12 protein-coding genes are annotated in these 13,427 nt (G+C 75.2%); 7 read left to right on the top strand and 5 right to left on the bottom strand.

Annotated features, from left to right (window positions below; translation table 11 throughout):
* Positions 1-292: 292 nt before the first annotated feature.
* Genes IE321_RS14320 through IE321_RS14310 form a run of 3 tightly spaced genes read right to left on the bottom strand, consistent with a single transcriptional unit; the run spans position 293 to position 3,176 of the window.
* Complete coding sequence (locus tag IE321_RS14320) at positions 293-1,474, bottom strand: MFS transporter (protein ID WP_190223183.1); 1,182 nt, start codon at positions 1,472-1,474, stop codon at positions 293-295.
* Between the two features lie 41 nt (positions 1,475-1,515).
* Positions 1,516-2,082, bottom strand: coding sequence for a Chromate resistance protein ChrB (locus IE321_RS14315; RefSeq protein WP_226652667.1), 567 nt, complete (start codon positions 2,080-2,082; stop codon positions 1,516-1,518).
* 56 nt (positions 2,083-2,138) lie between these two features.
* Complete coding sequence (locus IE321_RS14310; RefSeq protein ID WP_190223153.1) at positions 2,139-3,176, bottom strand: C40 family peptidase; 1,038 nt, start codon at positions 3,174-3,176, stop codon at positions 2,139-2,141.
* A 368-nt stretch (positions 3,177-3,544) separates the two neighbouring features.
* Here IE321_RS14310 and IE321_RS14305 point away from each other — a divergent pair, with 368 nt between their 5' ends.
* Positions 3,545-4,018, top strand: a complete 474-nt coding sequence (locus IE321_RS14305; RefSeq protein ID WP_226652815.1) for an SAV_915 family protein — start codon at positions 3,545-3,547, stop codon at positions 4,016-4,018.
* Positions 4,015-5,382, top strand: coding sequence for a diaminopimelate decarboxylase (lysA, locus tag IE321_RS14300; protein WP_190223152.1), 1,368 nt, complete (start codon positions 4,015-4,017; stop codon positions 5,380-5,382). Before IE321_RS14305 ends, lysA begins: the two co-directional genes overlap by 4 nt.
* A 14-nt stretch (positions 5,383-5,396) precedes the next feature.
* Here lysA and IE321_RS14295 read toward each other — a convergent pair whose 3' ends face one another.
* Positions 5,397-6,431, bottom strand: a complete 1,035-nt coding sequence (locus IE321_RS14295) for an aminoglycoside phosphotransferase family protein (protein ID WP_226652665.1) — start codon at positions 6,429-6,431, stop codon at positions 5,397-5,399.
* A 116-nt stretch (positions 6,432-6,547) separates the two neighbouring features.
* On the opposite strand from IE321_RS14295, the gene IE321_RS14290 reads away from it, so the two are divergent.
* Both IE321_RS14290 and IE321_RS14285 read left to right on the top strand, forming a co-directional pair.
* The gene (locus IE321_RS14290) at positions 6,548-6,853 is read left to right on the top strand and encodes a hypothetical protein (RefSeq protein WP_190223151.1); all 306 of its coding nucleotides are present in this window, start codon (positions 6,548-6,550) and stop codon (positions 6,851-6,853) included.
* A gap of 94 nt (positions 6,854-6,947) precedes the next feature.
* Positions 6,948-8,126 (top strand): lactate 2-monooxygenase, encoded by a 1,179-nt coding sequence (locus IE321_RS14285; RefSeq protein WP_043225703.1) that lies wholly within the window; start codon positions 6,948-6,950, stop codon positions 8,124-8,126.
* An 82-nt stretch (positions 8,127-8,208) separates the two neighbouring features.
* On the opposite strand, the gene IE321_RS14280 is transcribed toward IE321_RS14285, so the two are convergent.
* The gene (locus tag IE321_RS14280) at positions 8,209-8,628 is read right to left on the bottom strand and encodes a CBS domain-containing protein (protein WP_043225704.1); all 420 of its coding nucleotides are present in this window, start codon (positions 8,626-8,628) and stop codon (positions 8,209-8,211) included.
* Positions 8,629-8,837: 209 nt separating this feature from the next.
* Between IE321_RS14280 and IE321_RS14275 the strand changes: the two genes are divergently transcribed.
* The 3 genes from IE321_RS14275 to arcA all read left to right on the top strand — a co-directional run bounded on the left by IE321_RS14275 (position 8,838) and on the right by arcA (position 13,426).
* Positions 8,838-10,478 carry an adenosine deaminase family protein gene (locus IE321_RS14275; protein WP_226652664.1) on the top strand — a complete coding sequence of 547 codons (1,641 nt, stop codon included), beginning with the start codon at positions 8,838-8,840 and terminating at the stop codon, positions 10,476-10,478.
* 202 nt (positions 10,479-10,680) lie between these two features.
* Complete coding sequence (locus IE321_RS14270; protein WP_190223150.1) at positions 10,681-12,141, top strand: basic amino acid/polyamine antiporter; 1,461 nt, start codon at positions 10,681-10,683, stop codon at positions 12,139-12,141.
* Between the two features lie 22 nt (positions 12,142-12,163).
* On the top strand, positions 12,164-13,426 hold the full coding sequence (gene arcA / locus IE321_RS14265; RefSeq protein ID WP_190223149.1) for an arginine deiminase: 1,263 nt from the start codon (positions 12,164-12,166) through the stop codon (positions 13,424-13,426).
* Position 13,427: the final 1 nt, after the last annotated feature.

Below are 13,427 nucleotides of genomic sequence, written 5' to 3'. Positions count from 1 at the left end.
GCGGCGCACGTACGGGACCGGTGATCGGGTCCTCAATCGCCGAGGTTTTCAGCTTCCCAGGCCCTCCGTCCAGCCGACTTCCCGGTCCCCTCCGACCAGGCACGCGGTGCCATACGGGCCTCCCGGCCGGTGCCGGCCCCGACTCCCGGCGCCCCCCAGGGAATCCGATACCCCCCACCGGTATCGCGACCTGGCGGTGAGGGGTGTGCCGGTCCCCGGACGGAGACACGAAGTGCCAGCACGACCGGACGGCTTCCCCGGTCCGCCGCCCGGCGGAGCGGGGCCGGGCGGGTCAGGCCGCGGGGCCGCCCCCCGTCGGCGTGCCCGCCGCGCCCGGGGCCGTACGTCCCCGTCCCGCGCGCGCCAGTGCGATCAGGATGCCGGCCGCGATGACGGCGGCGAGGACGTCGTAGCCGGTGCCGAGGCCCGCGGCGGTGGCCACGCCCGCGACCAGCAGCGGGCCGCCCGCGTCGCCGAGTTCGCGGCCCAGTTCGGCCGAGCCCATGGTCTGGCCGAGGCGCTCCTTCGGGGTGGCGGTGGCGAGCGCGGCGAAGCCGAGCGGGGTGATGAGTCCGGTGCCCGCGCCGATCAGGACGGCGGCGAGCAGGATCCCCGGCAGGCCGGGGATCGCGGCGCAGCCGAGCCCGGCGGCGGTGACGAGCAGACCGGTCGTCAGGCCCCGGCCGGTGGTGAGCCGGCCCTCGTCGAGGGCCCGTCCGGCCTTCGGCTGGACGACGGCCGCGGTGAGGGCGAGGACGGAGACGGCGGCGCCGGTGGCGACCGTGCCGTATCCGGCGGCGGCCCCGGAGACCGGCAGGAAGCCGACGCCGACCGACAGCGCGGCGGTCGCCGCGGCGAGCGCGGCCGTCGGCCGCAGGAAGACCGGGTCGGCGAGGCGGCGGGCGAGGTCGAGCACCGTCTGGCGGCGGCGCGGCAGCGGCGGCACGGCCGGCACCGCGAGCAGGGCCCAGACGGCGACGAGCGCGGCCAGCGCGGCCATCACGCCGAACAGCAGCCGCAGTCCGCCGAGCCACATCAGCGCGCCGCCGAGCAGCGGACCGAGGGTGTAGCCGATCGACTTGTGGAAGCCGTACGAGCCGAAGGCGCGCCCGTGCTTGGCCGCCGGGTTGAGCCGGGCGACCAGCGCGGAGGCGGACGGCGAGAAGGCGGAGGCGGCGGCGCCCTGCCCGAGCCGGGCCGCCCACAGCCAGCCGGGGCTGTCGGCGACGACGTACGCGGCGGACGCGGCGGCGAAGCCGATCAGGCCCCCGATCATGACGGGACGGGCGCCGATCCGGTCGGCGAGCGAGCCGAACAGCGGCTTGAGCAGGACCTCGGCCCCGTCGTACAGCGCGAGCAGCGCGCCGAGCATCAGCAGCGAGCCGACGACGTCGTCGGTGTCCCCGCCGAGCACGGCGGCGACGCCGTGGGCGCCGAAGGCGGTGGTGAACCCGGCGGCGTAAAGCGGCCACAACCGCCACGACGGCGGCGTGCCCGGAGTGCCCTTCTCCTCCGTCACCGCTCCTCACCGCCCGGCCGGTGCAGGGCGTCGAAGACCAGTTCCGCGTACCCCTCGCACACGGTGACGCAGTGGGCGAGCCGTTCGCCGGCCGGTCCGGAGAGCGGGGCGCCGAAGACGTCACGGGCCGTCAGGTCGCGGTGCCAGCGCCGCAGCCGCTCCAGGGACTGTTCCTCCTCCTCCAGTTCGGCGAGGGTGAACTTGGCGGTGCGGATCTCCTTGGCGATCTCCTCCTCGAACTTCCCGCAGTCGGCGAGGAACTCCGTCCAGTCCTCCTCCCGCGCGGCGGTGAAGAGCGCGGCGAAACGGTCGGCGTCCTCGGGGCCGCGGCCGGTCGCGTCGAGGCGGATGGCCTCGCCGCCCGCCCGGTCGGTGAGTTCGAGGGCGCGGCTCACCCCGCCCTCGAAGGCGGGGACGTCGGGCACGGCCCAGACGCCCTGACCGAGCGAGAGGGCGCCGACCTTGCGCAGCTCGCGCCAGACGGCGACGCGGTGCCGGGACGGCTCGGACGGCAGCCTGACCACGAGGAGCAGCCAGCGGGCGGTCTGTGCTTTCTCTGTCACGCGGGCGAATGTAGCAGGCGTTACATCCATCCGTGTGCGTCAGGGGCGGGCCCGCGTCACCCGATCCGCACGCCCCACATGAAGGGCATCCCGCTGCGGGCGATCGACTCGTAGCGGACCTGCGCGCCGGGCTTGGGGGAGTGCAGGATCTGTCCGTTGCCCGCGTAGAAGCCGATGTGGCTGAGGTCGGTCCGCATCACGATCAGGTCCCCGGGCCGCAGGTCGGCCGGCCGGTCGATCCGGGTCCCGGCCGACGCCTGCGCCTGCGAGGTGCGGGGGAGCGCGACGTCCGCCTGGCGGAACGCCCACGAGGTCAGCCCCGAGCAGTCGAAGGAGGACGGGCCGCTCGCGCCCCACACGTACGGCAGCCCGACCCGGCTCTTCGCCGCGGCGAAGGCGGTCGCCGCCCGTCCGGAGGCGCTCGGCTCGTTCCCCGGCTCCACCCGCGAGCTGGCCCGGTTCGCCCGCTGCTCCGCTTCGGCGATCCGGGCCCGCTCCTTCGCCGACAGGGTGTTGAGCAGTCGCTGTGCCTCGCGCAGCTTCCCCTGGATCTCGCCCTTGCGCGTGCCCAGCTCCCGCTGGACGGCTCCGAGGTCGCGCAGCCGCTCCGACGCCTCGCCGCGCTGTTGCCGCAGCGTCCGCTGCTCGTCCAGGTACCGCCGGAGCGCCGCCGTCTGCCGGTCGCCGGCCCGGTCGAGGGCCGTGGCGCGCTCCAGGTACGCGTCGGGGTCGGACGAGAGGAAGAGCTGGAGGGCCGGATCGAGGCCGCCCGCGCGGTACTGACCCGCCGCCAGCAGGCCGATCCGGTCGCGGAGTTCGTTGAGCTCGGCCTGCTTGCGCGCCACCCCGTCCTGGAGGAGGCCGACCTGCCGGCGCAGCCCGTCGGCCCGCTCCTTGGCGCCGTTGTACTTCTCCGTCGCCTGCGTCGCCTCCTCGTACAGCCGGTCCACCTGCGCCTGGACGCCCTTCTTGGTGGGGTCGGGCAGCGGGTCGGCCGTCGCCTGCTGGGTGGAGAGGGCGACGGCGGCCGCCGTGGCGGTCACGACACCGGCGTAACGGGGGTGCGGCTGCTTCGGGCGGCGGTGCGACGGCACGGCGGTGCTCCCTCTTCCTCAGGGGGCGGCCGCGGTGCGGCCGCCGGGTGCGAAGGCTCGTGAATACTAAGCAGCTTAGAGGATTAGTAGCAATGTCCGTTCGGGGTGCCGGGGACGGTCCGAGCCTGCCTCCCGGCCGTACGGTCCGAGCTGCTTTTCGGCCGCACGGCCCGAGCTGTCCCCGGCCGCCCCCCGGCCCCGGGACCTCCCCGCCGTGCCCCCGCCCCCCCGTGACGAACGCGTCAAGAGTGGCCGGGGTCGGCGTCAGGACCGCGTCAGGGAGGCGGACGGGGCGCCCCGCACCGGGCAAGGCTGCGAGGACGCGCCCCGCCGAACCGTCGGCGGGGCCGGACCGACCGGAGGACCCCATGCCCCGCACCCCGCTCGCCGACGACCGCGGCCCCGCGCAGCCGGCCCCCGAGCCCACGGACGCGGAACCCGCCGAACCGGCCCCGGTCGGACGCCTCTGCGTGCCCGTCCGGCCGGGAGCCCACGGAGTCACCACCCGCCTCTACCGCACGCCCGTCGGCGCCCGCACGGCCGTCGCGTTCACCAGCCCGGAACGGCTCCGCGCCACCCTCGGCGGCGACCAGCCCTGGATCCCGCTCTCCGAGCCAGCCCTGCGCGCCCTCACCCGCCCCCTCGGCGTCCGCGCCCTGACCGTCGACCCGGTCCTCACCGCCCCCTTCACACCGGCCCCGACCCCGGCCCCGGCCGGGCCCGCCCCCGCCCCCGAAGCCGTCCCCGGGCCCGTCGCCGAGTCCCCGTACCCCGCGCGTCCCCGCCCCGGCACCCCGTGCGCCCGCCGCTTCGACGCGGCCGCGAGGGGGACCGCCGCATGACCGTCACCGAACTGCCCGGCTCGGGCACCGAAGAGCCCCGCGCGGGAACCGGAGCGGACGGCGCCGCGGAGGAGTACTCCGTCTGGCCCGCCACCACCACCGAGGAGCCCGGTGGGCGGGTGCTGATCGCCGGGGTCCCGCTGGACGACATCGCGGACGCCCACGGCACGCCCGTCTACGTCCTCGACGAGGCCGAGATCCGCTACCGCTGCCGCACCTACCGGTCCGCCTTTCCCGACGCCGACGTGCACTACGCGGCCAAGGCGTTCCTCTGCCGCGGTCTCGTCCGGCTCGTCGACGAGGAAGGGCTCGGCCTCGACGTCTGCTCGGCCGGCGAGCTCGAACTCGCCGTCACCGCCGGCTTCCCGCCCGAGCGGATCCTCCTCCACGGCAACGCCAAGTCCCCGGCCGACCTCGACACCGCGCTGCGCCTCGGCGTCGGCCGGATCGTCATCGACAGCGCCTCCGAGATCGCCCGGCTCGCCGCCGCCGTCGGCCCGCGCGGTCACCAGAAGGTCATGCTCCGCGTGACCCCGGGCGTCGGCGCCGGCGGCCACGCCAAGATCCGTACCGGCACCGACGACCAGAAGTTCGGCCTCTCGCTGCGCGACGGGCACGCCCAGCACGCCGTCGCCCGGGTGCTGGGGCAGCCGCAGCTGGAACTGACCGGCCTGCACTGCCACCTCGGCTCCCAGATCACCGGGACCAAGCCCTATCTCACCGCCCTGCGGCGGCTCGTCGGGCTGACGGCCCGGATCCGGGACGCCCACGGCGTGGTCCTGCCGGAGCTCGACCTCGGCGGCGGGCACGGCATCGCCTACCGGCCCGGCGACCCGGTCCTCGACCCGACCGCGCTCGCCCGCCGGCTCCGCGCCGCCCTCGCCGAGAGCTGCGCCGCCGCCCGGCTGCCGGTGCCCCGGCTGCTCGTCGAACCGGGCCGGGCGGTCGTCGGCCCGGCCGGCGTCGCCGTCTACCGGGTCCTCGCCGTCAAGACGACGCCCGGCCGCGCCTTCGTCGCCGTCGACGGCGGCATGAGCGACAACCCCCGCCCCGCCCTCTACGGCGTCCGGTACGCGCCCCGCCTGATCGGCCGCCGCTCCAGTGCCCCGACCGCCCGCACCACCGTCGCCGGGCGCCACTGCGAGGCGGGCGACATCCTCGCCGAGGACGTCGCCCTCCCCGCCGACCTGAGGCCCGGTGACCTGCTCGCGGTGCCCGTGGCCGGCGCGTACCACCTCTCGATGGCCTCCTCGTACAACCTGGTCGGCCGCCCGCCGGTCGTCGCCGTCGGCGACGGCGCCCCCCGGCTGCTGGTCCGGCGCGAGACCCTGGAGGACCTGCGGGCCCGGGACGTCGGGCTGTAGCCGCCCGGGCGCCGTCACACCGCCGTCAGGTCCTCCGCTCCGAAGAGCTCCCGCAGCCAGTACGCGCTCGAATCGTGACTGTCGGCCAGCGGCGTCCCGGGGAACAGCCGGAACCAGGTGCCCGCACGCCCCAGCGCCGCCAGGCGGACCGCCAGGGCCGCGGCCCGTCGCAGCTCCGGGGCGGACGGGCCGAGCCCCGACCACCGCTCCAGATACGCGTCCACCATCGGGGCCACGTGCTCGGGACCGTACCGCTCCCGCACCGCGCGGACGGGGATCAGGAGGCTGCCGAAGGGGTGCGCGACGGAGGCGTCGCCCCAGTCGAAGAAGGTGAAGCGGCCGGGGGCCGGGGCGAGGACCTGCCCGTCGTGCAGGTCGCAGTGGTCGAGCGTGTCCGGCAGGCCGAACGCGTCCAGTTCCGCGCACAGTTCGACGAGCCGCGGCCGCCGCCGCAGCAGCGCGGCCCGCTCGGCGGCGTCGAGGAGGGGGTTGTCGGCCACCAGGGCGTCGAAGGCGTCCGGGAGGTCCCGGGTCCGCGCCCGCGGCACCCCGAGGCCGACGAGCCGGTCCGCGTACGGGACGAGCCGCCGCTGCAGGTCCGCGTACCGCCCCAGCGCCGCCGTCCACGCCTCCGGGCCGGCCGCGCCCTCGTCGAGCAGCCCCCGGAACAGCGGTCCGCCGTCGGGCAGCAGCACCCGGCCCCGCCCGGCGTCCACCGCCAGCGGGGTCATCACGTGCTCGGGCACCCACGCGGCGAGCGCCCCGGCGAGCCCCGCCTCGAAGGCGTTGGACGGGGCGCCGGCCTTCAGCCAGACCGCGTCCCGCCCGCCGTCGCCGGTGCGGAAGCGGATCAGGACGGACCACGGGCGGACCCGCACCTCACGCGCCCCCGTCTCCGCGAGGCCGTGCTCCGCCAGGACCTCCTCGGCCCAGCCGAGCGTCTCCCGCCGCCACCGCCCGTCGTCCCAGGGGGTCGCCGCGTCCGGGAACCGCCCCCGGTCCACCACCGTCTCCACCGCCGCCGTCGCCGGCCCGTCGCTGCTGCGCATCCGGCGATTCCACCACCGGTCCCGCCCCGCGCGCACCGGAATATGCTCGCCCACGGGCCGTCGGGCTCGATCCCGCACCCACCCGACGACAAGCGACGACAAGGAGCGGCGATCCCATGGAGCCCCGGGAGCTGTACAACGTCCGGCCGGTGACCGACGGGCCGGCGCCCTCCCCGCTGACCGAGGAGGAGGAACGCCGCTTCCGCGACGTGCTCTTCGGCGAACTCGGCCACGCGATCTCCGCCCGGGGCCGCGCGAGCTTCCCCGCCCACACCCCCGAGGACCGGCGCCGCCTCCTCGACGTCGCCCGCCGCCTCACCGCGCACTGGGGACAACAGGTCACGGCCGTGCCGGAGGACGAACTCCGCATGTGCCTCCATCTGCCCGGGCACGGCCCCGGACGCCTCGCGCCTCCCTCCTGACCATGGCGCTCCGGCCCGCGGAATGGCACCGTGGGCGCCACCGGCGGCCGGGGCGGGCCCGGCCCGGGACGGCGACGGAAGGGCGGGGCCCAGGATGAGCGGCGCGTTCGGCGGGCGGTACGGCGACTACCAGAACGAGATCTACCTCGCCGGGCTCGGCGGCGTCCTCCCCGCCCTCCCCATGAGCTACGCCGAACTGGAGGCCCGGGCGAGCGCCGCGCTGCCCCCGTCGGTCGTCTCCTACGTGGCGGGCGGCGCCGGCGACGAGTTCACCCAGCGGGCCAACGTGACCGCCTTCGAGCGGTGGGGCCTGGTGCCCCGGATGATGGTCGGGGCCACCACCCGGGACCTCGGCGTCGACCTCTTCGGACTCCGGCTGCCCTCCCCGCTGTTCATGGCGCCCGTCGGCGTCATCGGCCTCTGCGCCCAGGACGGGCACGGCGACCTCGCCACCGCCCGCGCGGCCCGCCGCACCGGCGTGCCCATGGTCGCCTCCACCCTCACCGTGGACCCGATGGAGGACGTCGCCGCCGAGTTCGGCGACACCCCCGGCTTCTTCCAGCTGTACACGCCCACCGACCGGGACCTCGCCGAGAGCCTGGTGCGGCGCGCCGAGGCCGCCGGCTTCCGGGGGATCGTCGTCACCCTCGACACCTGGGTCACCGGCTGGCGCCCGCGCGACCTCGCCGCGAGCAACTTCCCGCAGCTGCGCGGCCACTGCCTCGCCAACTACACCTCCGACCCGGTCTTCCGGGCCCGCCTCGCCAAGGCGCCCGAGGAGGACCCCGGGGCCGCCATCCTCGAATGGGTCGGCGTCTTCGGAAACCCCCTGACCTGGGCCGACCTGCCGTGGCTGCGCTCCCTCACCGACCTGCCGCTGATCCTCAAGGGCCTCTGCCACCCCGAGGACGTGCGCCGCGCCCGCGACGGCGGGGTGGACGCGGTGTACTGCTCCAACCACGGCGGCCGGCAGGCCAACGGCGGCCTTCCCGCCCTCGACGCGCTCCCCGGCGTCGTCGAGGCGGCCGACGGACTGCCCGTGCTCTTCGACTCGGGCGTCCGCACCGGCGCCGACGTCGTGAAGGCGCTCGCCCTCGGCGCCACCGCCGTCGGCGTCGGCCGCCCCTACGCGTACGGCCTGGCGGCCGGCGGCGAGGACGGGATCGTGCACGTCCTGCGCGCGCTCCTCGCCGAGGCCGACCTCCTCATGGCCGTCGACGGCTACCCGACCCTCGCCGACCTGCGCGCGGAGGGCGCCCTGCGGCGCCTCTGAGCGGCCCGGCCCCTCGGGGGGCCTCCGACCCGGCCCGGCTCCTCCGACGGCGTTCTGCCGGACCGGCTCCTCCGGCGGCGGATCAGGTGGCCCGGGAGACGTCCGAGACGAGGTCGCCGACCGTGCCGTCGGGGAGCCGGCGGGCCACGTCCGCCTGGGCGATGATGCCGACCAGCACGGATCCGTCGACCACCGGCACCCGGCGGACCCTGCGGTCGGCCATCAGCTCCAGGACCAGCGCCAGGGAGTCGTCGGCGCCGACCGTGAGGAGTTCGCCCCGGATCAGCTCGCCGGCGGTGCACGCGGCCGGGTCCCGGCCCTCGGCGACCACCCGCACCACGATGTCGCGGTCGGTGAGCATGCCCCGCACGCGGCCGTCGGGGCCGAGGACCGGCAGCGCGCCGACGTCGCGCTCGACCATCCTCCGCGCGGCGTCGACCACGCTCTCCTCGCTCCGGACGCAGGTCACGTCCGGGGTCATGATGTCGCGTGCGGTGGACATGGCGACCCCCTGCCGCGGTTCGTGCCGTCGTGGACCCGTTCACGCGGCGGCTGCCCGCTCCGTCCGGCACCATGCGCCGCGCCGGACACGCGAACGTGATCCCCGGGATCACTCGTTCGAGGCGGTTCCGGTCACTCGGTCGGGTGGTCGGGCCCCGCGCGGCGTTTCACCGGCCCCGGGTCCCACCCGGAGTTCACGATCATGCCGGGGTGACTACGCCCCACCGATCCGCCACCCGCCGCCGGTTCCTCCCGGCCGCCGTGGCCGCGCTCGGCCTGCTGCCGCTGAGCGCCGCCCTCCCCGCCTCCGCCCATCCCGCCGCCGGCGCCCCGGCGTCCACCGCAGCCCTTCCGGCCGCGGGACCCGCCGCCGCGCTCCGGGTGCCGACCCCGGGCGAGGCCCGCACCGACGCCTACCTCGCGTCCGTACGCGACCGGCCCGCCCGGCTCGACGCGTTCTTCCGGATGATGCCCAAGGGCGGGGAGCTCCACAACCACCTCTCCGGAGCCGTCTCCACCGAGTACCTGATCACCCTCGCGGCCGAGGACGGCCTCTGCGTCGACACCGCCACGATGACCGCGGTCGTCCCGCCCTGCGGCCCCGGCACCCGTCCCGCCGCCGACGCGGCGGGGGACCGGGCCTTCCACGACGCGCTCGTCCGCGCCTGGTCCATGGAGGACTTCCCGCCGGACGGCAACGGCCACGACCACTTCTTCGACACCTTCGGAAAGTTCGGCGAGGTGACCTGGCGTCACCGCGGCAAGCTGCTCGCCGAGTTCGCCGACGACGTCGCCGCGCAGAACCAGTCGTACCTGGAGACGATGGTCAGCCCGGCCTCGTGGAGCGCCAACAAGCTCGCCGACAGCGTCGGATGGGACCCGGACCTCGCCGCGCTGTACAAGAAGCTCACGGCCGACGGCCGGTTGGACGCCCTCGTCGACGAGGCGGTGAAGGAGGCCGACGACGGCGACGCCGAGTTCCGGAAGGCGGCGGGCTGCGGCACCGAGCGCGAGCGGCCCGCCTGCGGGCTCACCGTCCGCTGGATCTCCCAGGTCTCCCGCGGCAGCACGCCCGTCCGGGTCTTCACCCAGATGGCGCTCGGCATGCGGCTGGCCGAGCGCGACGAGCGCTTCGTCGCCGTCAACCTGGTCCAGCCGGAGGACTGGGACAGCTCCCTCGCGAACTACAGCCTCCAGATGCGGATGCTGGCCCACCTGCGCGGGATCCACCCCGAGGCGCACGTGACCCTGCACGCCGGCGAGCTGTGGCCCGGCCTGGTCAAGCCCGAGGACCTGACCTTCCACATCGCCGAGGCCGTCGACGTCGCCCGCACCGAGCGCGTCGGGCACGGCGTGGACCTGGTCCACGAGACCGACTGGCGGTCCACCGCCCGCACCATGGCCGCCCGGGAGGTCGCCGTCGAGGTGCCCTTCACCAGCAACGCCCAGATCCTCGGCGTGCGCGGCGCCGAGCACCCCTTCGAGACGTACCGCGCCTACGGCGTGCCGGTGGTGCTCGCCACCGACGACCCCGGGGTGTCCCGGATCGACATCAGCCACGAGTACGCGTACGCGTCCCGCACCTACGGCCTGTCGTACCCGGAGCTGAAGGACCTCGCCCGCGCCTCCCTGGAGTACGCCTTCGTCCCGGGCGCGAGCCTGTGGCGCGGCAACCCGACGGCCGAGGGCTACCGCACCGTCCCCGCCTGCCGAGGCGAGCGCCCCGGCACCCCGGTCCGCTCCTCGGCCTGCCGCCGGCTCGTCGAGGGCAGCCCGAAGGCCGCCCTCGAATGGCGTCAGGAGGCCGCCTTCGCCGCCTTCGAGACGGCCCACGCGACCCCGGTCCGCTGACCCTGTCCACCCTCCGCGCGCCCGGCCCCCGCACTCCGCGGGCGCCGGGCGCGCCGCCGCGGAGCCCGTACCGCCCGACGGAGCCCCGTAACCATCAATCGCTACAAAAGGGGCGTAAGGGGTGATCACCGGCTAGAGTCTGAGCGGCCCGACGCTCCTCTTCGCGCCAGACCGGGGCGCGTGCGCACCGGGGAGGTACGCCATGACCGCAGCGGAACCCAGCGCCGAGGCCGCCCCCGACGGCGCTCCGCCGTCGGTCAAGCTCAGTCTCCTCACGCTCACCGCCATGGTCGTCGGCTCCATGGTCGGCGCGGGGGTCTTCTCCCTGCCCCGGCGCTTCGCCCAGGAGACCGGCGTCGCCGGAGCGCTCATCGCCTGGGCCGTCGCCGGCACCGGCATGCTCATGCTCGCCTTCGTCTTCCAGACGCTCGCCGTGCGCCGCCCCGACCTGGACGCCGGCGTGTACGCGTACGCCAAGGCCGGCTTCGGCGAGTACCTCGGCTTCTTCTCGGCCTTCGGCTACTGGGCCAGCGCCTGCGTCGGCAACGTCACCTACTGGGTCCTCATCATGTCGACGATCGGGGCCGTGGCCCCCGCCCTCGGCGACGGCGACTCCGCCCTCGCGATCGTCCTCTCCTCGCTCGGCCTCTGGGGCTTCTTCCTGCTGATCCGGCGCGGCGTCAAGGAGGCGGCGGCCATCAACCGGATCGTCACGGTCGCCAAGGTCGTGCCCATCCTGGTCTTCGTCCTCCTGGCGCTGTTCTGCTTCAAGCCCGCCGTCTTCGCCGAGAACTTCGGCGGCGCCGACTACGCGGGCTCCCTCTTCCAGCAGGTCCGCGGCACCATGCTCGCCACCGTCTTCGTCTTCCTCGGCGTGGAGGGCGCCAGCGTCTACTCCCGGCACGCCCGGCGCCGCGAGGACGTCGGCCGCGCCACCGTCCTGGGCTTCCTCAGCGTCTTCGCCGTCTTCGCCTCGGTCACCATCGTGTCCTACGGCATCCTGCCCATGAGCGAGATCGCCGAGCTGCGCCAGCCCTCCATGGCCGGCGTCCTGGAGGCCGCCGTCGGCACCTGGGGCAAGGTCTTCGTCAGCGTCGGCCTGATCGTCTCCGTCCTCGGCGCCTACCTCGCCTGGACCCTGATGGCCGCCGAAGTCCTCTTCGTCGCCGCCGAGGACGACGACATGCCCCGCTTCCTCGGCCGCACCACGGCGAACGACGTGCCCGCCCCCGCGCTGCTCCTGACCACCGCGCTGAGCCAGGTCGTGCTCGTCGTCACCGCCTTCTCCGACGACGCCTTCAACTTCGCCCTCGACCTGACCAGCGCCCTCAGCCTCATCCCCTTCCTGCTGGCCGCCGGCTTCGCCCTCAAGATCGCCCTGCGCCCCCGGGAGAACCGGGTGGCCGGGACGGGCACCCGCCGCGAACTCGTCGTCGCCGCCGTCGCCACCCTCTACACGGCCTTCCTGCTCTACGCGGCCGGACTCAAGTTCGTCCTCGTCTCCCTCATCCTCTACGCCCCCGCCACCCTGCTCTTCGTCAAGGCCCGCCGGGAGCAGGGCCGGCGCCTCTTCTCCCCCCGCGAGGCGGTCGTCTGCGCCGTCTCCGTGGCCGGTGCCGTGGTCGGCGTCATCGCCCTCGGCGCCGGCTGGATCGAGCTGTGAACCCCTCCCGGAAAGGCCGGCGATGAACCCCGAAACGCCCGCAGCCGCCCGTCCCCTCGGCGTCCACTCCGAGGTCGGCAGGCTCCGCAAGGTCCTCGTCTGCTCACCGGGCCTCGCCCACCGCCGGCTGACCCCGACCAACTCCGACGACCTGCTCTTCGACGACGTCATGTGGGTGGAGAACGCCCAGCGCGACCACGCCGACTTCGTCAACAAGATGGTCCAGCGCGGGGTCGAGGTCGTCGAGCTGCACAACCTGCTGACCGAGACCATGGCCCTCCCCGAAGCCAGGGCGTGGCTCCTCGACCGCAAGATCATCGCCAACGAGGTCGGCCTCGGGCTCATCGACGAGACCCGCGCCTTCCTCGACTCCCTCGCCCCGCGCGAACTGACCGAGTACCTGATCGGCGGCCTGTCCACCGCCGACCTGCCCCCGGACGTCCGCTCCGGCTACGCCGCCCTGGCCCGCGAGGGCGTCGGCGCCCGCGAGTACCTGATGCCGCCGCTGCCCAACACCCTGTACACCCGCGACACCACCTGCTGGCTGTACGGCGGCGTCACGCTCAACCCGCTCTACTGGCCCGCGCGGCACGGCGAGACGCTGCTCATGAAGGCGGTCTACACCCACCATCCCGACTTCAGGGACGCCACCGTCTGGTGGGGGGACCCCGAGCGGGACTGGGGCCAGGCCACCTTCGAGGGCGGCGACATCATGCCGGTCGGCAACGGCGTCGTCCTCATGGGCATGAGCGAGCGCACCTCGCGGCAGGCCGTCACCCAGGTCGCCCGCGCCCTCTTCGACCAGGGGGCCGCCGAGCACGTCGTCGTCGCGGGCATGCCCAGGCTGCGCTCCGCCATGCACCTCGACACGGTCTTCACCTTCGCCGACCGCGACGTCGTCACGCTCTACCCGAGGATCGTGGACGCCGTGCACAGCTTCTCGCTGCGCCCCTCGGACCGGGCCCCGGGCGTCGAGATCACCGACGAGGGCGACACGCCCTTCACGGACGTCGTAGCCAAGGCGCTGGGCCTGCCGGGCCTGCGGGTCATCGAGACCGGGGGCGACGTCTACGCCTCCGAGCGCCAGCAGTGGGACAGCGGCAACAACGCCGTCGCCCTGGAGCCGGGCGTGGTCGTCACCTACGACCGCAACACCCAGACCAACACGCTGCTGCGGAAGGCGGGCATCGAGGTGATCACCATCGTCGGCGCGGAACTGGGCCGCGGACGAGGCGGCGGCCACTGCATGACCTGCCCCCTCGTCCGCGACCCGGTGGACTTCTGAA

The organism is Streptomyces hydrogenans (assembly GCF_014656075.1).
GTDB lineage: Bacteria > Actinomycetota > Actinomycetes > Streptomycetales > Streptomycetaceae > Streptomyces > Streptomyces hydrogenans.
Note: the sequence above shows the minus strand (reverse complement) of the source record. Positions and strands in the feature narration are given on the sequence as shown.